This window comes from Deltaproteobacteria bacterium (genome assembly GCA_005879535.1).
GTDB lineage: Bacteria > Myxococcota > Myxococcia > Myxococcales > 40CM-4-68-19 > 40CM-4-68-19.
This window is the reverse complement of sequence record VBKI01000066.1, coordinates 129,858-152,605: the sequence shown is the minus strand read 5'-3', so window position 1 is coordinate 152,605 and position 22,748 is coordinate 129,858. Positions and strand designations below refer to the sequence as shown.

The 22,748-nt window shown below is 69.6% G+C and carries 18 protein-coding genes and 1 pseudogene; 14 read left to right on the top strand and 5 right to left on the bottom strand.

The features are described 5' to 3' along the window. Positions 1 to 5 precede the first annotated feature (5 nt). From E6J58_13840 to E6J58_13820, 5 genes are read left to right on the top strand one after another with little or no spacing between them, the layout of a single operon-like run. Complete coding sequence (locus tag E6J58_13840) at positions 6 to 446, top strand: DUF3052 domain-containing protein (protein ID TMB36792.1); 441 nt, start codon at positions 6 to 8, stop codon at positions 444 to 446. Then, positions 359 to 1,546, top strand: coding sequence for a pyridoxal phosphate-dependent aminotransferase (locus E6J58_13835; protein TMB36791.1), 1,188 nt, complete (start codon positions 359 to 361; stop codon positions 1,544 to 1,546). The genes E6J58_13840 and E6J58_13835 overlap by 88 nt, the downstream gene beginning before the upstream one ends. After that, positions 1,431 to 2,003 carry a transcriptional repressor gene (locus E6J58_13830; protein ID TMB36790.1) on the top strand — a complete coding sequence of 191 codons (573 nt, stop codon included), beginning with the start codon at positions 1,431 to 1,433 and terminating at the stop codon, positions 2,001 to 2,003. The genes E6J58_13835 and E6J58_13830 overlap by 116 nt, the downstream gene beginning before the upstream one ends. Further along, positions 2,000 to 3,535, top strand: coding sequence for a hypothetical protein (locus E6J58_13825; GenBank protein ID TMB36789.1), 1,536 nt, complete (start codon positions 2,000 to 2,002; stop codon positions 3,533 to 3,535). Before E6J58_13830 ends, E6J58_13825 begins: the two co-directional genes overlap by 4 nt. Then, on the top strand, positions 3,496 to 3,837 hold the full coding sequence (locus E6J58_13820) for a heavy-metal-associated domain-containing protein (GenBank protein ID TMB36788.1): 342 nt from the start codon (positions 3,496 to 3,498) through the stop codon (positions 3,835 to 3,837). The genes E6J58_13825 and E6J58_13820 overlap by 40 nt, the downstream gene beginning before the upstream one ends. Here E6J58_13820 and rpiA read toward each other — a convergent pair. Both rpiA and chrA read right to left on the bottom strand, forming a co-directional pair. After that, positions 3,824 to 4,483, bottom strand: coding sequence for a ribose-5-phosphate isomerase RpiA (gene rpiA / locus E6J58_13815; protein TMB36787.1), 660 nt, complete (start codon positions 4,481 to 4,483; stop codon positions 3,824 to 3,826). The genes E6J58_13820 and rpiA overlap by 14 nt on opposite strands. Before the next feature lie 9 nt (positions 4,484 to 4,492). Beyond that, a complete protein-coding gene (chrA, locus tag E6J58_13810; protein ID TMB36786.1) occupies positions 4,493 to 5,785 on the bottom strand; it encodes a chromate efflux transporter in 1,293 nt (430 codons plus the stop codon). Here chrA and E6J58_13805 point away from each other — a divergent pair. Further along, positions 5,784 to 8,837, top strand: coding sequence for a helicase (locus E6J58_13805; protein ID TMB36785.1), 3,054 nt, complete (start codon positions 5,784 to 5,786; stop codon positions 8,835 to 8,837). The two genes, chrA and E6J58_13805, sit on opposite strands and share 2 nt — an antisense overlap. A gap of 2 nt (positions 8,838 to 8,839) precedes the next feature. Here the strand turns inward: E6J58_13805 and E6J58_13800 are convergent, their stop codons facing one another. Beyond that, the gene (locus E6J58_13800; protein TMB36784.1) at positions 8,840 to 9,523 is read right to left on the bottom strand and encodes a hypothetical protein; all 684 of its coding nucleotides are present in this window, start codon (positions 9,521 to 9,523) and stop codon (positions 8,840 to 8,842) included. A gap of 135 nt (positions 9,524 to 9,658) precedes the next feature. Between E6J58_13800 and glk the strand changes: the two genes are divergently transcribed. Genes glk through E6J58_13760 form a run of 8 tightly spaced genes read left to right on the top strand, consistent with a single transcriptional unit; the run spans position 9,659 to position 20,321 of the window. Then, on the top strand, positions 9,659 to 10,714 hold the full coding sequence (gene glk / locus E6J58_13795) for a glucokinase (GenBank protein TMB36783.1): 1,056 nt from the start codon (positions 9,659 to 9,661) through the stop codon (positions 10,712 to 10,714). Beyond that, the gene (tkt, locus tag E6J58_13790; GenBank protein ID TMB36782.1) at positions 10,711 to 12,726 is read left to right on the top strand and encodes a transketolase; all 2,016 of its coding nucleotides are present in this window, start codon (positions 10,711 to 10,713) and stop codon (positions 12,724 to 12,726) included. Before glk ends, tkt begins: the two co-directional genes overlap by 4 nt. A 9-nt stretch (positions 12,727 to 12,735) precedes the next feature. Further along, positions 12,736 to 15,528, top strand: a complete 2,793-nt coding sequence (locus E6J58_13785; GenBank protein TMB36781.1) for a bifunctional transaldolase/phosoglucose isomerase — start codon at positions 12,736 to 12,738, stop codon at positions 15,526 to 15,528. A gap of 5 nt (positions 15,529 to 15,533) precedes the next feature. Next, positions 15,534 to 16,433: a decarboxylating 6-phosphogluconate dehydrogenase gene (gnd, locus tag E6J58_13780; protein TMB36780.1), complete on the top strand. Its 900-nt coding sequence runs from the start codon at positions 15,534 to 15,536 to the stop codon at positions 16,431 to 16,433. Positions 16,434 to 16,436: 3 nt separating this feature from the next. After that, a complete protein-coding gene (zwf, locus tag E6J58_13775) occupies positions 16,437 to 17,987 on the top strand; it encodes a glucose-6-phosphate dehydrogenase (GenBank protein ID TMB36779.1) in 1,551 nt (516 codons plus the stop codon). Beyond that, positions 17,984 to 19,066: a hypothetical protein gene (locus tag E6J58_13770; GenBank protein TMB36778.1), complete on the top strand. Its 1,083-nt coding sequence runs from the start codon at positions 17,984 to 17,986 to the stop codon at positions 19,064 to 19,066. Before zwf ends, E6J58_13770 begins: the two co-directional genes overlap by 4 nt. Continuing rightward, the gene (gene pgl, locus E6J58_13765; protein TMB36777.1) at positions 18,706 to 19,773 is read left to right on the top strand and encodes a 6-phosphogluconolactonase; all 1,068 of its coding nucleotides are present in this window, start codon (positions 18,706 to 18,708) and stop codon (positions 19,771 to 19,773) included. The genes E6J58_13770 and pgl overlap by 361 nt, the downstream gene beginning before the upstream one ends. A gap of 38 nt (positions 19,774 to 19,811) precedes the next feature. After that, on the top strand, positions 19,812 to 20,321 hold the full coding sequence (locus E6J58_13760) for a hypothetical protein (GenBank protein ID TMB36776.1): 510 nt from the start codon (positions 19,812 to 19,814) through the stop codon (positions 20,319 to 20,321). Here E6J58_13760 and E6J58_13755 read toward each other — a convergent pair. Next, the gene (locus E6J58_13755) at positions 20,242 to 20,772 is read right to left on the bottom strand and encodes a stringent starvation protein B (protein ID TMB36775.1); all 531 of its coding nucleotides are present in this window, start codon (positions 20,770 to 20,772) and stop codon (positions 20,242 to 20,244) included. The two genes, E6J58_13760 and E6J58_13755, sit on opposite strands and share 80 nt — an antisense overlap. Before the next feature lie 148 nt (positions 20,773 to 20,920). Further along, positions 20,921 to 22,722 (bottom strand): annotated as a pseudogene (locus E6J58_13750) (ATP-binding cassette domain-containing protein). Positions 22,723 to 22,748 lie beyond the last annotated feature (26 nt).

The following is a 22,748-nucleotide window of genomic DNA, read 5'->3' as shown; positions in this document are numbered from 1 at the left end:
CGCGAATGGGCGAAACCAGCCTAGCCGAGAAGCTCGGCATCCGCGAAGGCCGGCGGGTGCTGATCCTCGATCCGCCCGTCGGCTTCGTCAAGCGCCTCGATCCGCTCCCGGAGGGCGTCGGCGTGACGACGAAGATCGTCAGCCTCGCCGACGTGATCGTCGTGTTCTCCTCGTCGCGCGCCGTGCTCGGTGAGCTCTTCCACAAGGCGAAGCACGTCCTGGCGCCGCGCGGAGCGCTCTGGGTCGCCTGGCCGAGGAAGAGCTCGGGGTTCTTCACCGATCTCGACGAGCAGCTCGTGCGCGCGGTGGGTCTCGCCGGCGGCCTGACGGACAACAAGATCATCGCCGTGGACGAGATCTGGTCGGCGCTGCGGTTCGTCGAGAAGCCCCGCGACCGGCTGCCGCTCCCGCGCAGCGCGGAGCTGGGCGCGCCGCCGGAAGCGTGAGGATCGATTTCACGCAGCAGGAGAATGCGCTGGCGCGCGCGCTGGCCCGGCGCAAGACGCCCTACGTCGATCTGACGCTGTCGAATCCCACGCAAGCCGGTCTCCCCGCTTTGGCCGTCGCGCTCCCTGCCGCTCCTGCATACGAACCGCACCCTCGCGGGCTGCCCTTGGCGTGCGAGGCCGTTGCCGCCTACCACGGGATTTCGCCGGACCGCGTGGTCCTCACCGCCTCCACGAGCGAGGGCTACGCGTGGTTGTTCAAGCTGCTCTGCGACGCCGGCGACGAGGTGCTGGTGCCCGAGCCGAGCTATCCGCTGTTCGGGTACCTGACCGCCCTGGAAAGCGTGCGCGCCGTACCGTACGGGATGCGTTGGGACGGCGAGTGGCATCTCGACACCGCCGCGCTTCAGTTCTCCGCCCGCACCCGGGCCGTCGTCGTCGTCAGTCCGGGAAACCCCACCGGCGCATATCTCAAGCAAGAGGAACGCGCGGCGCTCGCCGCCGCCTGCAACGAACACGGCTGCGCCCTGATCTCCGACGAGGTCTTCGCGGACTTCCCGGCTTTCGATGACTCGCGCCGGGCGCGAAGCGCCGTCCGGTATGGCGACGTCTTGTCGTTCTCGCTTTCGGGGCTCTCCAAGGTCGCGGGCCTGCCGCAGCTCAAGCTGGGGTGGATTGCGGCAGCCGGCCCCGGCGCGGACGAGGCGGTGCGCCGGCTGGAGCTGATCGCCGACACCTACCTGTCCGTGCCCACGCCGGTGCAGCTCGTCGCGCCCGCGATCCTCGCTTCGCGCGGCGTCTTTCAGGCCGCGGTCCGCGAGCGGCTCGCCATCAACCGGGCATCGCTGGCAGCGGCGCGCCCGCCGCGAGCGCCCTGGGACGTGCTGCGTTCCGAGGGCGGCTGGGGCGAGGTCCTCTCCGTACCGCGCACCCGGAGCGAAGAGGAATGGGGCCTGACGCTGCTGGAGGCAGGCGTCCTCGTCCATCCCGGGTACTTCTTCGACTTCCCTTCCGGCGCCCACCTGGTGCTTTCGCTGCTCCCGGAGCCGGCGATCTTCAGCCAGGGCATCGTCATCCTCTCGCGAATCCTCTCCGCTTGATGCAACAAGGTTGCATCTGTGCTACGACCCCGGCGTGCGCTTTTCCACTCGCGCCGAGGCGGCGCTGCGGAGCCGCGGCGGCCGCATCACCCGCGCCCGGCACGCGCTCCACGAGCTGATCGAGGCGTCATCGCGTCCGCTCGGACCGCGCGAGCTGCAGAAGCTTCTCGCCAGGGCCGGCTTCCGGATGGACCGCGTCTCCGTCTACCGGAATCTCACCGCGCTGCTGGAGCTCGGCCTGCTCCACCGCGTCGTCGGGTCCTCCGCGGTGCGTCCCTGCTCGGAGAAGGAGCGGCGCTGCCATCACGCCATCGTCTGCACCGAGTGCGGCAGCGCGCGAGAATTCCATTCCGACGTCCTCGAGCGCGCGCTGGGCGAGGTCCGCCGCGCCACGCGGTATCGCGTGCAGGAGCACGTCCTCGAGCTGCGCGGCATCTGCGAGAGGTGCCGGCGATGATCCACGCCGCCATGCTCGCGGGGTTTTCCGCGATCCTCGGAGGCGCCATCGCGCTGGTCGCCCGGCGGCGCCCCGGTATCCTCGAGCGCATCCGGACGTTCGCATTCGCGGCCGCGGCAGGCGTCGTCGCGTTCCATCTCCTGCCGGAAGTGCTTCCCTCGCAGGGACTGGTCGCCCTGTTGTGGATGGCGGCGGGCTTCGCGCTGCCCTGGCTCCTCGAGTGGCTGGCGCGAACGTTCGGCCCCGGGCTCTTGCGCGGCCGCGGGCTCTCCGGCCTGCGCGTCTCCGCCGAGGTCGGCTTTGCGGCGCTCATCTTCCACTCGGTCGTGGAAGGGTTGGCCCTCGTCGCCGCGCTGGCGCAGCCGCGCGGGAACCTCGATCTGGAGGCGGCCATCGTCGCGCACCATGCGCCGCTCACCGCCGCGGTCGTGCTGCCGTTCCTCGATCTGGGCGGGCCGCGTGCCGCGACTCTGCGCGCCGCCCTGGTCGGCGCTGCGGGCATCGCAGGGGCGCTGCTCAGTTTCGCGCTGCCCGGGTTCGAGGAGGGCGCTTTTCTCAAGACGGCCACTGCGGTGACCGCCGGCGCGCTCTTGCACGTGGTCTCCGACGAGATCCGGGCGCAGCGCTTCGGTTCGCGCCTGGAACGCGCCCTCGATCTCGTTGCCTGTGCCGCTGGGCTCGCGGTTGCCGGCTTCGGGGCGGTCATGCACCTGCGCGAAGAGGCGCCTCCCTTGATCGAGCTGCTGCGCGTCATCGGCGGGATCTCGCTCGCTTGTGCTCCGGCGATCCTCGTCGGCTGCGCCGCCGGGGCGCTGCTGGCCGTGCGCACGCGCTTCTTCCGCTGGGACGCCTTCCTTCTCCTGCTGGTCCTGCTCGGCCCTGCCGCCGCGATGGGATGGGCGGCTCTGACCGTCCTGCTTGCGCTGCCCGCGGCGCACTCCTTCCGCTCGGAAGCGCCGGCCCGCCCCGTCGGCGCCGAGATGCTGGCCGCGGTGCGCGCGCGGGCCCCGGCGCTGCTCACGCTCTTGATGGCCGCGTCGGGCCTCGAGGTGAGCATGCGGGCATTCCCCGGCAACCTCGTGCCCGCTGCTGCGCTCGTTGCCATCGTCGCCCTCGCGGCGCGGCTCGACGAGGCCGGCGCGGCCGCCGTCGCGGCCGTGCTCGTTCGCAAGGGGTTGGACCCAGGAATCGCGATCGCGCTGCTCGCGATCGGCCCGCTGACCCGGACCGGCTTCATACGCGCGGTCGTGGAGGGCCGCCGTGTCGCGGGGCCTGCGATCCTGGCGGGCGAAAGCGGGGCAGCGCTGATCGCGGGTTGGCTGCTGTCATTCTCCGGCGCGCTGGCGGCTGCTCCGGCCGCGGCGGATCAGGCGATGCGCGGCCTCCGCGATTCCCTGGGGATGCAGGTCGCATCGTCGCCGTTCGGGGCCGCCGCCGGCTTGATCCTCCTGGGCCTCGCGATCGCGACCCTCTGGTCGCAGGGCGTGCGCGGATGGTTCGCCCCTTTGCGCCACGGACCGCGCGCCGTCTGATCGATCGCGCGACCGCCACCGGGGCAGTTACAATGGGCGCCATGAAGCCCCTCTGGTCCGCGCTCGCGCTTGCGTTCGCCGCCCAGGCCGCCGAGCAGTCGCTCAGCCTGAAAGTGGAGGGCTGGCACAGCAAGGGCGACGTGTACAAGACGGAGTCGGCGGTGCAGCAGGTCAGGGGGGTCATCCGGGTCTCGTCCGATCTGGGCAGCAAGACGCTGACCGTCGTCTTCGACGACGCTTCCGCAAATGCCGCCGTGATCCAGAAAGCGATCTCCGGCGCCGGCTACGTCAGCCACCGCTGATCACGCGCACGCCGGACGGGCCGCCCACGACGACGGTGGGCGAGAGATCGAGAAACAATCCGTGATCGACGACGCCGGCGATTCCCTTGAGGGCGCGATCGATCCGCTCGAGATTTGCGCCGGCCGGCAAGGGCGCATCGACGACGACGCCGCCGTTGTCGGTCGGAGGACCTTCCCGGTGGGTCGCTCCAGGCAGGACCGCGGCAATCCGCTCGAGGGTTCCGCGCCATCCGAAGGCGACCACCTCGATGGGCACCCCGCGCGTGGCGCCGAGATGGGGAACCAGCTTCGCTTCCTCGACGACGACGATCCGCCGCGCGGACGCCAGGGCCACCAGCTTCTCCCGCACGTGCGCGCCGCCGCCACCCTTCAGGAGCTGGCCGCGCGGATCCACCTCGTCGGCGCCGTCGATGACCAGGTCGAGGCGCGGGTGATGGTCGAAGTCGACCATCTCGAGGCCCAGGCGCTTGCAGATCGCGACCGTCTTTTCCGACGTGGGCACGCCGCGCACGCGGACCTTGCGCTTCACCAGCGCCTCGAGCGCCGCCGTCGCTCCCCGTCCGGTCCCGTACCCGATGACCATCCCGTCCTGGACGAACTGGGCCGCGCGCTCTCCGGCTGCCCTGCGCTGCGCATCGAGGTCCATGCGGCTCCTTTATAGTCCCGCGAAGCGGAAGGCGAACCGCGCCACGCCGCCCAGCGCGAGCATGATCGCGGGGTTGATCTCGAAGCGGCTGAGCGTCAGCGCCACCGCCACCGCAATCGCGATCTCGCCCTCTCCGTTGATGGTGTCGCCGAGCGAGATCACCGCCGCCGCCATCAGGCCGAGGACGGCCGGCGTGAGCCCGCGCAGCGCCGCCCGCACCGGACGCCGGGAGCGGATCCGGTCCAGCCAGGTGCCGGCGAACGCCACCAGGATGAAGGGAGCGCTGAAGATGCCGAGCGTCGCCACCACGGCGCCGAGCCAGCCATGGCGCAGATAGCCGATGAACGTCGCCAGCAGCAGCACCGGTCCGGGTGTGAGCTTGCCGATGGCCACGGCGTCGGCGAACTGTCGCTCGGTGATCCAGTGCTCGCGTTCGACCACCTGCTTGAGGTGCGGCACGATGGCGAAACCGCCGCCGTACGCGCCGAGACCGGTGCGAAAGAACGAGAACGCGATCCGCAACAGCTCCGCGTCCACGCCCGGGGCGTGCAGCGCGATCCCGAGCATCACCACGAAGACCGTCCAGCTGGCGACGTTCATTTCCGTCGGCGGCTTCCGAGGCTCCGATTTCTGGGTGGAGAGCGTAGCGCCTTCCTCGGGCAGGACGACCGGAGCTTCGCGCCGCTCGCGCATCTTGCGACGTTCCATCGCGAACAGGCGGGCGCGCTTGGTGCCGAGATCGACCGCGAGCCCGACGCCGATCGCGACCAATGCCACTTCGCCGGGAGGCGCGTCGCCGAGGACGGAGAAGAGGAGCGCGCCCGCGGCCACGCCCATCTGCCAGAGGCGCGAGACGGCGCTCTTGGCCATCTTCAGGGTGATGGCGCCGATGATCCCGATCACCGCGGCGTTGAAACCGCCGAGCAAGGTCGCCACGTTGGGCGCCGTGCCGAAATGCACGTACAGGAACGCGAGCGCCATCACGGCGATCCACCCGGGCAACACGAAGCCGAGGTAGCCGAGGAATGCGCCCTTGAGTCCGCCGAATCGCAGGCCCGCGTAGGCCATTGCATTCGCAGCGGCGCCGCCGGGAAGCATCTGTGCGACGGTGATGGTGTTGGTGAACTCGCGCTCCGTGAGCCAGCGCCTTTTCTTCACCGCCAGCGCATGGATGTTGGCGAGCACCGAGAGCCCGCCGCCGAATCCCACCAGGCCGAGGAACAGGGAGGCGCGAAAGAAGTCCGGCAGCGGCGGTCGCAGGCGCGCTGCCGCGGCCGGGGACTCGATGGCGTGGCCGTCCATGTCCTTCCAGTATAGAAGGTCCGCGGTGCCCCGGTTCCTCAAAGGGATGAAGGTCATCCACCGCGCACAAGGGGGATGGGGCGTCGGGCACATCCTCGCGGTGAGCGACGACCCGCCGCGCCTCTCCGCCGAGTTTCCCGGCCGGCCCGGCGGCCCGGTGATGCTGTCGTCGCGCGACATCGCGCTGGCGCGTTACCGATTCGCGCCGGAATCGCCGGTCCTGTTCGCCGACGGCTCCGCCGCGCGCGTGCTTCGCACGCTGCCCGGGCCTGCCGACGACCTCTACCGGTATACGGTCGACATTCCCGGCAAGAAGCCGCAGATCCGGAGCGAGGCCGACCTGCGCGCGCCGGTTCCCCGCGAAGGGCCGGCGGAACAACTCGCTTCCGGCCGCTGGGGGGCTCCGGAAGACTTCCACCTTCGCTCGGAGACGGTGCGCCTCGATCTCGAGCGCCGTGCCGACGCGCTCGGCGCGCTCTTCGCCTCGCGCGTCTACGTCAAGCCGCACCAGGTGAGCGTAGCGCACCAGGTGCTGTCGGCGCCGCAGCCGCGATTCGTTCTCGCCGACGAGGTCGGGCTGGGAAAGACCATCGAGGCCGGCCTCGTCCTTTCGGGATTGCTGCACGCCGGACTCGTCAAGCGCTGCCTGGTGGTCGCGCCGAGCCACCTCACGGTGCAGTGGCTGGCGGAGCTGTTCCACAAATTCAACCTGCTGTTCACGCTGATGGATCCCGACCGGGCGAAGGACGACCGCGAGGCGGCGGAAGCGGAAGCCCCGGACGACGATGATTCCCCTTGGGGGCGTCATCCGCTGGTGATCACCTCGCTGGAATGGCTCTCGCGCAGCCGCGAGGAGACGAAAGCCGCGGCAGGCGCCGGGTGGGACCTGGTGATCGTCGACGAAGCGCACCACCTCCGCGGCGCCAAGGCGTACGAGGTGGCGCAGGCTCTGGCGCGCAGCACCTGGGGCCTGCTGCTGTTGACCGCCACGCCTCTGCAGCTCGACCCGGCGGAATACCACGCGCTGTTGCGCCTCGTGGATCCCGCTCCAGCAGCAACCGAGCAGGAGCTGCGCGCACGGCTGGCGCGGCAGGGCGATCTCTCCGCGGAAGTACGCGCGCTGCTTGGCGGCGATGCCGCCGCGGCGGAGCGCATCGCCGCGCTGTTTCCGGACGATCCCGCGCTGCGGGAGCTGCGCGGCAAGCCACTGCTCGCGCATCTCGCCGAGAGCTACGGCCTCTCGGCGCGCCTGTTGCGCAACCGGCGGGCGGTCGTGGGCGGGTTCACCCCACGGCGCCTGACCCGGATCCCCGTCCACCTGACGGAGGAAGAGCGCAAGCTGGAGCATGACGTCCGCCGCGCCCTGTCGCACGCGAAGCTCCCTTCGGGCGCCGTGCTCGCCTCGCTGTTGCGGCGGATGGGCAGCTCGCCTCCGGCGCTCGCTGCGGGTCTCTCGGCGGCGGGGGAGAAGAAGCTGGCGCAGCGCGCGCTCGCTCTGGCGAAGGACTCGAAGCTGGAGGCGTTCCAGGACCTCCTCGCGGAGCTGGGCCCTTCCGAGAAGGTGCTGGTGTTCGCCGAGCCGCGCGAGACCATCGAGTACCTGCGAGCGGCGCTCGCGCGCCGGCACATCGAGGCTTTGGGCTACGTCGGCGACCTCTCGCCGGCGGACCGCGACAAGATGGTTGCGCGCTTCCGCGATCCGGACGGCCCGCGCGTGCTCCTCTCCACCGAGCTGGGCGGGGAAGGGCGCAACTTCCAGCACTGCCACGTGCTGGTGAACTACGATCTCGCCTGGAGCCCCGCGGCCATCGAGCAGCGCATCGGGCGCATCGATCGCATCGGCCAGTCGCGGGAGGTGCGCATCCACGCCTTCCACCCCGAGGGAACGCTTGCGGCGCGCGTGCTCGACGTGCTCGACGCGGGCGTCGGCGTGTTCACCGAGCCGGTCGGCGGCCTCGACCCCGTCCTCGAAGGCGTCGAGCCGTCGCTGCTTGCGCTCGCTTCCACCGACGACGCCGAACGCTGGGAGGAGATGACGCGGAAGCTCGCCGCGCGGGTGTCGGCGGCGCGCGCGGAAGTGGCGCGGGCTTACGATCCGCTGCTCGATCTGCGCAGTTGCGACTTCGCCTCTGTCCGCGCGCTGGCAGAGCGCGGCGGCCAGCGGATCGGCGCCCGGCTTTCCCCGACCGCAGACGCGGAAGCCGGGCTGCGGACGGTTGCGACGCTGCTCGAGTCGCGCCTGGAAGCCGTGACCATCGAGGCGGCGAAGCGGGTAGGCCTGGCGGTCGACGTGGAGGTCGACGTGCTGCCGGGGCAGGTCTCGTTCCACGTCGGTCCGGAGCTGAAGGTCGACGCATTGGCCGGCTTCGATCTCTCGGACGACCGGACCGTGTTGGGCTCGTTCCGGCGCGACGTCGCGGTGACGCACGAAGAATACGACTCGTTCGCCACGGGACACCCCCTGGTCGAGGCGCTTTTCTCCTGGGTCCGTGATGGCGAGCTCGGCCGGGCCACCGTGGCGCGCGCACACCTGCGCGGATTGTCCGGCGCTGCCCTCGACGCGCGGTTTCTCGTCGCTTTGCCGGAGCCCGCCGATCTCGCGCAGGGAGCGCGCGTACCGTCGCGGCGCGCGGCGCGACACATCGACGAGCCCTTGCTGCGCGTGCCCGTGCGGCTGGATGGCCATGGCGGAGCCCGGGTCGACGATGCGCTCGGCGCGCAGCTCGATTCTTCCAGGGTCGAGCCGGTGCCGGCGCCCGAAGGAGGGCCTCCGGGCGCTTTCACGCAGGCGGTGGAAGGCGCCCTTCGCGTGGCGCAGGAAGAGGCGCAGCGGCGTCTGCGGACAACGGTCGAGGAGGCGAAAAGAGGAATCCAGGCGGAGAAGGAAGCCGCGTCGCGAAGGCTGCTGCGCTGGCTCGCCCAGAGCAAGGTCGGCGAAGCGGAGGCACGCCGCGTCCTCGAGGCGGAAACGAAACTCTACGAAGAAGCGGCGGCCGCGCTCGACGGCGCCCGGCTGGAGCTGGATCAGGCGGCGCTCATCCAGCTCGCTTGATCTCAGCGCGCGTTATAGGCGAGGCCGATGATCGTCACGAAACCGGTCTGCGACGTCGTATCCCCCGAGGTGAGAGCGAACCGCGGGCCGACGCGCAGGCGCGCGGTCACCGCGAGGTTCCGGTCGATCAGGTACTCCCCGCCGCCGCCAAACTGCGGTCCGAAGAGGAAACCGGCCGGGTTGGAGAAAGAGACGAGGACCGGCACGTCGGCGGCGATGTCCAGCGTCAAAGGCGGGCTCACGTGGAAACCCGCGACGACGCCGATGGGCCCACCGATGCCGACCATCGCGCCGTTGTTGCTGTAGATGGAAAGGCCGGGCTGCATCTCGAAGGCGATCGCCGTGTCGCCGCTGTCAGCGAGAGTCCGCCGATAGGGGATGGCGAGGTTGACGCCGGTGGCGCTCGAAGACGTTCCCTCGAGCCCGTAATTCAAAGCGATGTGAAAGCCGATGTCGCTGCGCTCATCGAGGCCCTTCAGATAGGTGAACCCGATGCCCGGCCATCCCGCTTCTGCCTGGAGGACGGCATTCCCCGCTCCAGCCGTCCGGCCGGCCGTCGCGCTCCAGTTCGCGTCTCCGACCGGCGAGAGGGTGGTCTCGATCTGCGCGCGCGCGACCGCGGGCCAGAACAACGCCGCCGCTGCAACCATCCCCGCCCAGCCTGCCCATGCTCCGTCCGCTCTCATCGCATTCCTCCACTGTGCGCGCACGCGCCTCCAGTCGAAACTTGGGGTTCATCGTGCAGCGGGCAAGGGCGGGCAAGACGTGGCATCTCCCTTCGTCGCTTGATCTTCTTCGTTCGTCGGGTAGGTTGCCGCGGCATGCAGGTGCTCGCAGGCGACATCGGGGGGACCAAGACCCTCCTGGCGATCTGCGACGTCTCGCCGCCCGACGTGCGGACTGGCGCACCGTCGATCGAGGTGCTGGCGAGCAGCCGCTATGAAAGCCGGAGCTATTCCGGCGTCGGAGCCATCTGCCGCGCCTTCGCCAGCGAGGTGCGGCGGCCAATGCCCCGCCGCGCGGGATTCGGGGTGGCGGGGCCGGTCACAAACGGCCGCAGCCACACCACGAACCTGCCCTGGATCCTCGACGAGGAGGAACTCGCGCAGGCGCTCGGCATCGATTCGGTCAGGCTCGTCAACGACTTCCACGCGCTGGCGCTGGGAATTCCGGCGGTAAAGGCTGCAGATCTGGTGACGCTGAATGAGGGAGTGCGCGATCCGAGGGGGGCCTGGGCAGTGATCGGCGCCGGCACCGGGCTCGGCGAAGCCATCGCGACGCTCGGCGCCAGCGGTCAGCGCGAAGTGCTGGCGAGCGAAGGTGGGCACTGCAGTTTTGCGCCTCGCACCGGGCTCGAGATCGGCGTCCTGCGATTCCTGATGCGGCGTTACGACCACGTGAGCTGGGAGCGGGTCCTGTCCGGGGATGGCCTTGTCAATCTGGCCGACGCCATCTCGCACGTGACCGGCATGGGGCCCGGCGAGGCGCTGGCAGAGAGTATTGCCGGCGACCGCGACAACGCTCCCGCCGCCATCACCGCAGGAGCCGCTACCGGCGACCCGTTCTGCCGGCGCACCGTCGAGCTGTTCTGCGAGCTCTACGGCGCCGAGGCCGGAAACCTCGCGCTGAAGACGCTGGCTACGGGCGGCGTGTACGTCGCGGGCGGGATCGCCCCGAAGATGCTCGACTTCATGAAGGACGGACGCTTTCGCGAGGCGTTCGTCAGCAAGGGACGGATGCGGCCGGTGCTCGAACAGATGCCGGTCCAGATCGTGCTCGACGCCCGCGCGGGCGTGCTGGGAGCCGCAGCTCTCGCCGCACGCGAGTCCCAGCTCGCGCCGCAAACCCGAAACACTCCATCGACGAGCCCGGAATGAACCCTGAACTGCAGAAGAAGTGCATCGATACGATCCGTTTTCTCGCCGTGGACGCGGTGGAGAAGGCAAACAGCGGCCACCCGGGCATGCCGATGGGTGCGGCGCCGATGGCGTTCGTTCTCTGGAGCCGGCACCTGCGCTTCAACCCCAATGAGCCGCGCTGGGCCAACCGCGATCGGTTCGTGCTTTCGGCAGGCCACGGCTCGATGCTGATCTACGCCATGCTTCATCTCGCGGGCTTCGACGTGACGATGGACGACCTCAAGTCGTTCCGCCAGTACGGATCGAAGACGCCCGGCCATCCCGAATTCCACGACACGCCCGGCGTCGAGGCCACTACCGGTCCGTTGGGCCAGGGGATCTCCAATGCGGTGGGAATGGCGCTCTCCCAGCGCATGCTCGCGGCGAGGATGAACGGCGGCGGTGCGTTCCCCGTCGACAACTTCGTCTACGGGATCTGCAGCGACGGCGACCTGATGGAAGGCGTCGCCTCCGAGGCGTGCTCCCTCGCCGGGCATCTCAAGCTCGGCAATTTGATCTTCCTCTACGACGACAACCGCGTTTCGCTCGCAGGTCCCACGGAGGTCACCTTCACCGAGGACCGGGGCAAGCGGTTCGAGGCATATGGGTGGCACGTCCAGCGCATCGACGACGGCAACGACGTGGAGGCGATCGATCGCGCCATCCGGGCAGCCAAGGCCGATTCCCGGCCTTCCCTGATCAGCGTGCGGACGGTGATCGGGTTCGGGGCGCCACATAAGTCCAATACCTACGAGGTGCACGGCTCGCCGCTCGGAAAAGACGAGGCGAAAGCCGCGAAGCAGAACCTGGGCTGGCCGCTCGAGCCCGCCTTCCTGGTCCCCGACGAGGTCCGGCGATTCTGGGCCGGACGGATCGAGGAGCTGAAGAAGGGCTACGAGGACTGGCAGCGCCGGTTCAGCGAGTGGCAACGCGCAAGTCCGCAGAAGGCGAAGCTGTGGAGCGCGCTGGCCGACCAGAAGGTCCCGGAAGATCTGCCCGAGCAACTGGCGGCGGCGGTCGCGAACGCGACCGCGCCGGAATCCACGCGCAAGCACGGGCAGGCCATCATCCAGAAGGCGGCGCAGCTCCTGCCCGGCCTGGTGGGCGGTTCCGCCGATCTCGACCCCTCCACGTTCACCTACGTGAAGGACGGCGGCGACGTGCAAGCCGAGAATTACGCCGGCCGCAACATCCATTTCGGCGTTCGCGAGCATGGGATGGGCGCGGTCGTGAACGGGTTCGCCTACGACGGCTTCTTCCTGCCGTACAGCGCGACGTTCCTGCTCTTCGCCGACTACATGCGCCCGCCCATCCGCCTCGCTGCGCTGTCGAAGCTGCACAGCATCTTCGTCTTTACCCACGACTCGATCTTCCTCGGCGAGGACGGCCCCACCCACCAGCCCATCGAGCAGCTGGCCGCGTTGCGCTGCATCCCCAATCTCGATGTCTGGCGGCCCGCCGATGCCACCGAGACCGCCGCGTCCTGGGCGGCCGCGGTCGAGCGCAAGGAAGGGCCCACGGCGCTCGCGTTCACGCGGCAAAAGTTGCCGGTCCTGCAGCGGAGCAGGCCGGCGAACGTCCGCGAGGCGCTGCGCGGCGCGTACGCCCTGGTCGACGTCGAGGATCCGGATCTGGTCATCGTGGCCACCGGCAGCGAAGTGTCGACCTCGCAGCAGGCGCTCCAGTTCTTCGACAAGTCGCTCAAGGTCCGCCTGGTCTCGATGCCCTGCGTGGAGCGTTTCCTCCGCTGGCCGGGCGAAGAGCAGCGCCGGCTCATTCCCCACGGGCGGGCGAAGATGGTGGCGGTGGAGGCGGCCGGTGGGCTCGACTGGTACCGGATCATCGGCGACGGCCTGATGGTGGGCATCGACCGCTTCGGGGCCAGCGCCCCGGAGAAGGCGCTCGCCGACGCCTACGATCTGACGCCGCAGAAGGTAGCGGGTCGCATCTCGAAATGGCTCGAGGGCGGCGGACGCACGAACACGAAGTGAGGAGAGACGATGAAGCCGGCAGCGAGGCTGAACGAGTTTGGACAGAGCGCATGGCTCGATCTGATCGGGCGCAAGTTGATCCATTCTGGCCAGTTGGCGCGGATGGTCGAGGAAGACGGGATCCGCGGCGTCACCGCCAACCCGGCCATCTTCGAGAAGGCCATCGTCGAGTCCGACGAGTACGACGACCAGCTCAAGACGCTCATCGAGCAGGGCAAGACGCCTCTCGAGATCTATGAGGCCATCGCCATCGACGACGTGCGCTCCGCCTGCGACGCGTTGCGGCCGCTGTTCGACCGCCTGCAGGGACGCGACGGCTTCGTCTCGCTGGAGGTGTCGCCGTACATCGCGCGCGACACGAAGGCCACGGTCCAGGAGGCGAAGCGGTTCTGGGGCTCCGTCGACCGCCCGAACCTGTTCATCAAGATCCCCGCGAACCCCGAAGGGATTCCCGCGATCAGGCAGGCAACGGCGGCGGGCATCAGCATCAACATCACGCTGATCTTCAGCGTTCGCGTGTACGAGCAGGTGATCGACGCCTACCTGTCCGGCCTGGAGGACCGGGTCGCGAAAGGGCTCCCGATCTCGCAGATCCACAGCGTGGCGAGCTTCTTCGTCAGCCGCGTCGATACGGCCGTCGACAAGCTCCTGGAGGAGAAGGGAGCGCGGGACCTGCTCGGGAAGATCGCGGTGGCGAACGCGAAGGAGGCGTACCGGATCTATCTGAAGAGCGTTGCTTCCTCGCGCTGGAAGTCGCTGGAATCCAGGGGCGCGACCCGCCAACGGCCGCTCTGGGCGTCGACGGGCACGAAGAACAAGGCCTACAGCGACGTCCTCTACGTCGAGCCGCTGATCGGGCGCGACACGGTGAATACGCTCCCCCTCGCCACTCTCGAGGCGTTCAACGACCACGGCAAGGTCGAGCGCGAGACCGTGACGGAAGACGTCCCGCAGGCGCGGGCCCAGCTGGCGCGGCTCTCGGAGCTCGGCATCGATCTGGAGAAGGTCTGCGCGGAGCTCACCGACCAGGGCCTCGACCTCTTCTCCAAGGCGCTCGACGGTCTTCTCCACGCCATCGCGGCGCGGGCAGCGGCGCAGACGTTCGCGCGCAAGGCGCAGCTTCGCGAGAGCCTCGGCAAGCGACGCGAAGACGCGACCGCCGGGCTGGATGCCGCGCGGGAGAAGAAGGTGGCCGCGCGCATCTGGGCCAGGGATGCCTCGTTGTGGGGCCCGAAGAACGTCGCGAAGACGCGGCTCGGCTGGTTGGAGGCGACGAGCTTCGGCAAGGAGCACGCGAAGGAGATCTCCGCGTTCGCCGCCGACGCGGGACGGAAGTTCCGGCACTGCGTGCTGCTCGGCATGGGCGGATCGTCGCTCGCTCCGGAAGTGATCGCGCGCATTCTCGGCAAGCGCGAAGGCGGGCTGGACTTGCGCGTGCTCGATTCCACGGCGCCGGACGCAGTGCGTGCGGCGGCGCGCGGGTTCGACCTCGGCCGCACGCTCTTCCTCGTCAGCTCGAAGAGCGGCACCACCACCGAGGTGGACTGCTTCTACCGGCACTTCCGCGCCCAGGTGGCCGACGGGTCGAGCTTCGTCGCCATCACGGATCCGGGGACGCCGCTGCAGAAGCGGGCCCAGGACGAGCGGTTCTGGAAGACGTTCGTGAACCCGCCGGACATCGGCGGGCGCTACAGCGCGCTCAGCTACTTCGGGCTCGTTCCGGCCGCGCTTCTTGGCCTCGACGCGAAGGCGCTGGTCGAGCAGGCAGAGAAGGTCGCGCTGGCGTCCCACGCCCGCGTCCCGCTGGCCGAGAACCTCGCCGTTCGCATCGGCGGCATCGCCGCAGGTCTGGCGAAGAAGGGCGCGGACAAGCTCACCTTCCTGCTCAGCAAGAATCTCGCGCCGCTCGGCGCCTGGCTGGAGCAGCTCATCGCCGAGAGCACCGGCAAGCAGGGACGCGGGATCGTTCCCGTCGACGGCGAGCCGCCGGGAAAGGCCGAGGCGTACGGCAACGACCGCCTCTTCGTCTCCCTCTCTCTGCAGAGCGAAGCGCACGACATGAGCCATCTCGCGGAGGCGGGCCAGCCGCTCTTGCAGTGGAAGCTGTCCACTCCCATGGAGATCGCAGGCGAGTTCCTGCGCTGGGAGATCGCGACGGCGGCGATGGGAGCGGTGCTCGAGATCGACCCGTTCGACGAGCCCAACGTCGCCGAGAGCAAGGAAAAGACCCGATCGCTGCTCGCCGCGGGCACGCTGCCGGCGCAGGAGCCGGTGCTGAGATCCCAGGGGCTGGCGCTGTTCGCTTCCGCGGAGCACGCGCAGATCCTGCGCAAGGCCGCGGGCACTCTCGGAAGCGCCGTCGCCGCGTCGCCCGCCGGGTGGATCGCCGCGCACCTCGCTCTCGCCGACGCCGGAGACTACGTCGCGTTGCAGCTCTATCTTCCGCAGGACGGCGAGGTGTCGCAGAACTTCCAGAGCGTGCAGGGCGGCATCCGGAACACGACGAAGCTCGCGTGCACGGTGGGATTCGGTCCGCGTTTTCTCCATTCCACCGGTCAGCTTCACAAGGGCGGGCCGAACACCGGGCTGTTCCTGCAGATCACCACCGACGGCGGCGAAGACCTTCCCATTCCCGGGATGCCGTACTCGTTCGGGACGCTCTTTGCGGCCCAAGCCTGTGGAGACCTCGAGGTCCTTCAGGCGCACGGGCGGCGGGCGCTGCGCGTCCACGTCGAGGACGGAGATTCGAACAAGGCAGTCGCCGCGCTTCAGGAAGCGGTCAGGCTCCTCTCGCACAGGTAACGGCCATGCAGCTCGCGATGCTGGGTCTCGGACGGATGGGCGGCAACATGGTGCAGCGCTTGCTGCAAGGCGGGCACAGGGTGATCGCGTACGACGTCGATCCCCGCCGTGCGGCGGAGCTCGCTGCCGCCGGCGCCGCGCCCGCCACTACCCTCGACGAGGTGATCGCCGCCCTCAGGCCTCCCCGCGTCTGCTGGACGATGGTGCCCGCGGGGAGGATCACGGAGGAGCTCGTCACCTCGCTGGCGGCGCGGACGCAGAAAGGCGACATCATCGTCGACGGCGGAAACTCCAACTTCAGGGACTCGCAGCGGCGGGCGAAGGAGCTGGCGGAACGGGGCATCCACTTCTGTGACGCCGGGACGAGCGGCGGCATCTGGGGCCTCAAGAACGGGTACTGCCTGATGGTGGGCGGAGCGCCTTCCGCGTACGCGACCATCGAGCCGGCGCTGAAGTCGCTCGCCCCCGAGGGCGGGCTCATGCACACCGGCCCCGCCGGCAGCGGCCACTTCGTCAAGATGGTCCACAACGGCATCGAGTACGGCCTGATGGCTGCGTACGCCGAGGGGTTCGAGATCCTGAAGACCTCGCCGTTCGGTCAGCTCGACCTGCCGCAGATTGCCGGAATCTGGCGCTACGGCAGCGTGGTGCGCTCCTGGCTGCTCGAGCTCCTGCACGACGCGCTGGAGAAGGATCCCGGCCTCGACGGGCTCCGCGGGTACGTCGAGGACAGCGGCGAGGGGCGCTGGACGGTGCAAGCGGCCATCGACCAGAACGTGCCCGCTCCGGTGATCACGCTTGCGTTGCAGATGCGCATCGCCTCCCGGCAGGAGGAATCGTTCGGCGCCAAGGTCCAGGCGGCGTTGCGCAACGAGTTCGGCGGTCACGCCGTGAAGAAGGGGTGATCGGTGCCCTACGCGCCGGAGCACGACGAAGTCCCCAATCCGCTCCGGCCCGGGCTGCGCGGCGACTCCGCTCCGGAGCCGTGCGCGGTGGTGATCTTCGGGGCCAGCGGCGATCTCGCGCACCGCAAGCTCGTTCCCGCGCTCTACAACCTCGCCATCGGCGCGCATCTGCCCGCGGCGTTCGGGATCGTCGGCGTTTCGAAGACCCCGTATACGCACGAGGAGTTCGCCGGCGAGATGCGCGAGGCGGTGGGCAGGTTCTCGCGCACGAAGCCCGTCGATCCGGAGATCTGGCAGGACTTCGGGGCCGGCATGCGCTACGTGCCGGGATCGTTCGACGACCCGGACACGTTTGCGCGCCTGCGGACGCAGCTCGAAGAGCTGGATCGCGTGCGCTCCACGCGCGGCAACCGGCTCTACTACTTCGCCACGCCGCCCAGCGCGTTTCCCACGCTGCTCAAGCAGCTGAAGGCCGCGGGCCTGATCTCCGGGCCGTTCGACACGAGGTTCACGCGAGTGGTGATCGAGAAGCCGTTCGGGCGCGACCTGCCCAGCGCGCGCGCCCTCAACCGGCTGGTGCTGGAGACGTGCGACGAACGGCAGGTCTTTCGCATCGATCACTACCTCGGCAAGGAGACGGTCCAGAACCTGTTGGTGTTCCGCTTTGCGAACGCGATCTTCGAGCCGGTGTGGAACCGGCGTTACGTCGACCACGTGCAGATCACCGCGGGCGAGGACCTGGGCATCGAGGGCCGCGGCCGCTACTACGAAGAGGCCGGGATCCTGCGCGATATGATCCAGAACCACGTCCTGCAGCTCGTCTGCCTCTCGGCGATCGAGCCGCCCGTCGCATTCGACGCCGATGCGGTGCGGGACGAGAAGATCAAGGTGCTGCGGGCCGTCGAGCTGTTCGATTCGCCGGAGCAGGTGACACGCAACGTCGTCCTCGGGCAGTACGCGCCCGGGAGCGTCGCCGGCGCCGACGTGCCGGGATACCAGCAGGAGAAGGACGTTGCTTCCGGCTCGCATACGCCTACGTTCGTTGCCCTGCGCCTGAACGTGCGCTCCTGGCGGTGGGACGGCGTCCCTTTCTACGTGCGATCGGGGAAGCGGATGCCGAAGCGGGCCACGGAGATCGCGGTCCACTTCCGCCCGGTGCCGCATCCGCTCTTCGGCGAAGGCGCGACGCAGCCCAACGTGCTCATCATCCGCGTGCAGCCGGAAGAGGGAATCGCGCTCCGCTTTTCCGCAAAAGTTCCCGGGGAGCGCTTCCGCCCGCGCACCGTCAGCATGGACTTCCGGTACGGCACGACCTTCGGCGCCGCCAGCCCGGAGGCGTACGAGCGGCTCCTGCTCGACGCGATGCGCGGCGACCAGACGCTGTTCACCCGCCGCGACGAGGTGGAGGCGGCGTGGAAGATCGTCGGGAACATCCTCAAGGTGACCGAGAGCGCGGAGTTCCCTCCCCCTCACCCGTATCCTGCCGGGACCTGGGGGCCGGACGCCGCCGAAGAGCTCCTCGTACAGGACCGAAGGGCATGGAGGCGACTGTGAGCGAGGCTTATGGCGAGCCCATCTCGGCGGGCGCGTCGCCGCACGGCGGCGAGCTGACGGTCCGCTTCGACAAGGCGGTCGATGTCGGGCGGATCGAGATGCTGCTCCGGCAGGCGCGCGAGCGCGGCGGCCCGGCTCCGGAGACGGTCTCCACGCTGAACCTCGTCGCCATCCTCTTCAACGCGGCGCAGTACGAGCGCGCGCGCGAAGCGCTGGAGGTTGCCGGGACCCTGCATCCTTGCCGGCTGCTCGCGCTGGTGGCCGACGAGGTGATCGAGGAGGAGTCGCTGACCGCCAGCGTGTCGGTGGTGCGCTCGGGCGGCGCAATCACGATGGAGCGGGTGGTGCTGACTGCGACGGGGCGCGCGGTGCGGCACCTGGAGTCGGCGATGATGGGGCTGCTCCGTCCCGACCTGCCCATGGTCGTGGTCTGGGGCGGCCGTCCGCACGGGGATCTGCTCAAGCGCGTCGTGGACTCCGCAGATCGGATCATCACCGATTCTGGAGCGCGCCCGCCGAGCCACCTGGCGGAAACCGCGAAGCTGCTCTCCCGCGGAGCGCCGCTCGGGGATCTCGCCTGGGCGAGGATCTTTCCCTGGCAGTCGCTGGCGGCGGAGACCCTGGACCTGCCGAACCTGCGCGAGCACCGCGGGAACATCCGGAAGGCGCGCGTGCTCTGCGCCGGCGCAGTGGGCTCCGAAGGCCTGCTGCTGCTCGGGTGGCTGCAGTCGCGGATCAAGCGCCTGGAAGTGGAGATCGCCGCGGAAGGTCACGTCGACGAGGCGACCTCGGCGCGCTCGACCGCGGTTCCGCGCGCGGCGCCCATGGGTCTCGGACACGTGAAGCTGCTCGAGCTCACCGCGCCGCCGGCGACGTTCACGCTCCACAGGGAAAAGGATCTCCTCCTCGCGCAGGTGAAGGGCGACGACGACGGCTGGTGCGCCCATCGCATCCGGCTTCCGCCGGAAACGCCGGGAAGGCTCCTGGCGCTGGAGTTGAAGCTGCTTTCGGGGCGCGACGAGCTCTACGCGCAGGCCGCCATCGCCGCTGCGAAGCTGCTCCCGGCAGGACGGACGTGACCGAAGTCGCCGTCGTTCCCGATGTCGCCGCCGCAACGACGGAGTTGTTCGTAGAGGCTGTCGCCGGCGCGTCCGCGGCGCGGGGCAGGGCGGCGGTGGCTCTCACAGGCGGCTCGAGCGCGCCGCCTCTCTTCACCAGGCTCCTCGGCGCGAAGCTCCCCTGGGCGCAGACGGACATTTTCTTCACCGACGAGCGCGCGGTCGCACCGGATCATGCTCTCTCGAACTACCGGCTGGCGCAGGAAGGCCTGCTCCGGCACGTCACCCCGCGCGCCGTGCACCGGATGCGCGGCGAGGCGTCCGATCTCCAGGTAGAAGCGCGGCGGTATGCGGACGATCTGCGCAGCACCTTGGGAACGCCGCCGCGTCTCGACCTGGTCCTGCTCGGGCTCGGTCCGGACGGTCACATCTGCTCGCTGTTTGCGGGAGTGCCCGGCAGCGCCGAGCGCGGCGATGATGAGCTCGTCCGTCACGTGGCGGCTCCCTTCAAGGTCGAACCGAAAATCGCGCGGATCACGTTGCTCCCGTTCCTGGTGGTGACGGCGCGGATGGTGGTGCTCCAAGTGACCGGGGCGGAGAAGGCGGACGTGCTTGCCCGCGCGCTGAAAGGCCCGGAGGATCTCGCCGCCTGCCCCGCGCAGTGGCTGCGCAAAGCATCGGGCCGGGTGGTCGTCGCTTGCGACGGACGGGCGTCGTCCCGCCTCTGACGGATGCACATCGGCGCGCGCGGCCGCATGGTTGATCGGTGCTGCGCCGCTTCTTCGCGTATGGTTTTGTCGGCTGGGCCGTGGAGGTCACGTTCACGAGCTTGACCGGCTCGGTCTGGCTGCGCGATCGCCGCCTCCAAGGGCATTCCTACCTCTGGATGCTGCCGATCTACGGCAGCGGCGGCCTGCTCCTCGAGCGCCTGCACGCCCGCTTGGCCAGAGGCGGCGTTTCCCGCTGGGCGCGATCACTCGCGTACATGGCCGGGATCTATGCCGTCGAGTTCGGCAGCGCCTCGCTGCTCAACCGGATCATCGGCGACGTGCCTTGGCGCTACCTGAAGGGCCTGAACGTCCGCGGCTACGTGCGGCTGGACTACGCGCCGTTCTGGTACGGATGCGGATGGCTGTTCGAGGCGCTCGAGCGGGAGCTGCGCAAGCTCGACCGGCCCGCGCGCAAATCTTTCCGTCCTATCGGACGAGGCGAAGATGCCGCCGTGGCGCGCCTTCCCGAGATCCCGGCTGCTCCTTCTCCTCAGGCTGCCCGCTGACGTCACCGTCGACGGCGGCCAGAGACGGCTTCGCGCGCCGCGGCGCTGCCGACGCGCCGGGCTCGCGCCGCTGGCTGGTGTAGCGGTCGGCCATGGTGTGGACGACTTCCACCGGAAGATCCTCGGGCCAGACCTGGCCGTCTCCGGTTCCATGGCAGGTGATCCCGAAGACCGACCCCCAGGGGATGAGGCAGCGGAACGGGCGCCCGCCGAACGACAGCGTTGCCCGAATACGCTCGGCCGAGATGTCGAGGTCGGGGATTCCGTAGCGGTAACTCAGGTTCAGCCGCAAATGCGCGTCCATCGCGTACTGGGGAGGCACCACGACGGCGGGGCGGCGAGCATCCAGGTGCACCATGGCGATGCCCCTCGCCAGATAGGCGAGGAGCGTCTCCTTCTTGCCGGGCACCCGCTGCGCCATGCGCCGACTCCTGTACTCCTCCCGGTCCATTTTCTCAACCGCCCTTCAGTAAACAGGCGCTCGTCCTGCGGCTTGCTAGTCCCAAGGCAGCGCGCGGAACCCCGCGGCGCTGCGGGACAGCCCGCGCGACCCCGCGCCGCGCTAGTCCCCAAGGCAGCGCGCGGAACCCCGCGGCGGGCTAGGCGGGTTTGAGGAGCTCGGAAGGCGACGCGAACTGGAGCTCGTAGAGGCGGGCGTATTCGCCGCGTCGTGCCAGGAGCTCGTCGTGGGTGCCAAGCTCGACGACGCGCCCTTGGGCGAGGACGGCGATGCGGGTCGCGTGGCGGATCGTGGACAGACGGTGGGCGATGACGAGGCAGGTGCGCTTCTCCATGAGCCGATCGAGGGCCCGCTGCACCTCGCGTTCGCTCTCGGTGTCGAGCGCGCTGGTCGCCTCGTCGAGAAGCAGGATGGGCGCGTCCTTCAAGAGAGCCCGCGCGATGGCGAGCCGCTGGCGCTGTCCCCCCGAGAGCGTCACCCCGCGCTCGCCGACGTCGGTGTCGTACGCGCGCGGCAGCTCCCGGATGAAGTCGTGCGCCCGCGCCGCCTTCGCCGCGGCCTCCACGCTCTGCTGCGACACCTGCTGGAGCCCGTACGCGATGTTCGCGCGGACGGTGTCGTGACCAGCGCAATCTGCGCCCGCAGCGACCGGAACGTCGCCTCGCGGATATAGCGTCCGTCGATCGTCACCCGGCCGTCCGACGGATCGGCGAACCGCGGGAGCAGGTTCACCAGCGTCGTCTTCCCGCCGCCCGACGGTCCCACGAGCGCGATGACCTCGCCTCGGCGCAGGCTCAGGTCCACGTTGCGCAACACGAGCGGTCCCTCGGCGCGGTAGCGGAACGAGACGCGCTCGAACCGGATCTCGCGCGTGAACGGTGCCAGCTCGAGGTGGCCGGGGACGGGATCGACCGGCTCGTCCAGGACTTCCCAGAGGCGGCGCGCTCCCGCGAGCCCCTGCGTCACGCCCTGTCCGGTTCCGCCCAGCGACTTGAGCGGCGTGTACAAGAGGACGATCGTCGCCAGGAACGAGATCACCCGATCCGGCTGCAGGTTGCCCGCCGCGACCGCTCGCGCCGCGAAGACGACGGTCGTGGCGATGCCGATCGCCGCCATGATCTCCAGCGTGGGCGTGAAGATCGCGCGCACGAAGAAGCTGCGCCGCATCGTCGCGAGAAAGCGGTCCTGGCCGGCGGCAAATTTGTTCCGCTCGTACCGCTCCATCCCAAACGACTGCACGATGCGTACGCCCTGCAGGGCCTCGTGCAGGAGCGTGTAGAGGGTGCCGATCTGGGCCTGCCCCCGCGCGGCGATCTTCTTCAGCCGCCGGGCGAACCGGACGATGGGAAGGACCGTGAGCGGAACGGCGACGAACGCCAGCAGCGCCAGCCGCCAGTCGAGAGCGATGGAGACGCCGAGCAGGACCAAAACTTGAAGACCATCGCGCAGGTACGCGGCGAAGCCGTAGGTGACGGCGAACTCCACCGCCGCCACGTCGCTTGCGAAGCGCGCGAGAAGATCGCCCGATGAGCTGCGGGCGAAGAATGCCGGCGCCAGCTCGAGCAGCTTCTGGTGGAGCGCGAGGCGCATGTCGGCCACCACCCGCTGGCCCAGCATCCCCATGCAATAGAACTGGCCGAAATAGGCGATCCCGCGCACCGCGGCGATCGCGAGGATCAGCAGCGGCAACGCGCGCAGCGCTGTCTCCGCGGAGATCGTTTCCGGCGCGTGCAGGAACGGCAGGGCGCTTCGGAGAGCGCCGGCGTCGAGCGCACCTCCCTTGAACACGAACTGGAACATCGGCCCGACCAGCCAGGAGAACGCGCCGGTGGCCGCGGAGAGCACCAACATCGAGGCGATCGCCGCGGCGAGCAGGCTGAGGTGCGGCCGCACCGCCGCGAGAAGACGCCGGTATTCCCTCACGCGCGCGACTTGTAGCATGAGGCTTCTCCTGATACGCCACGCCC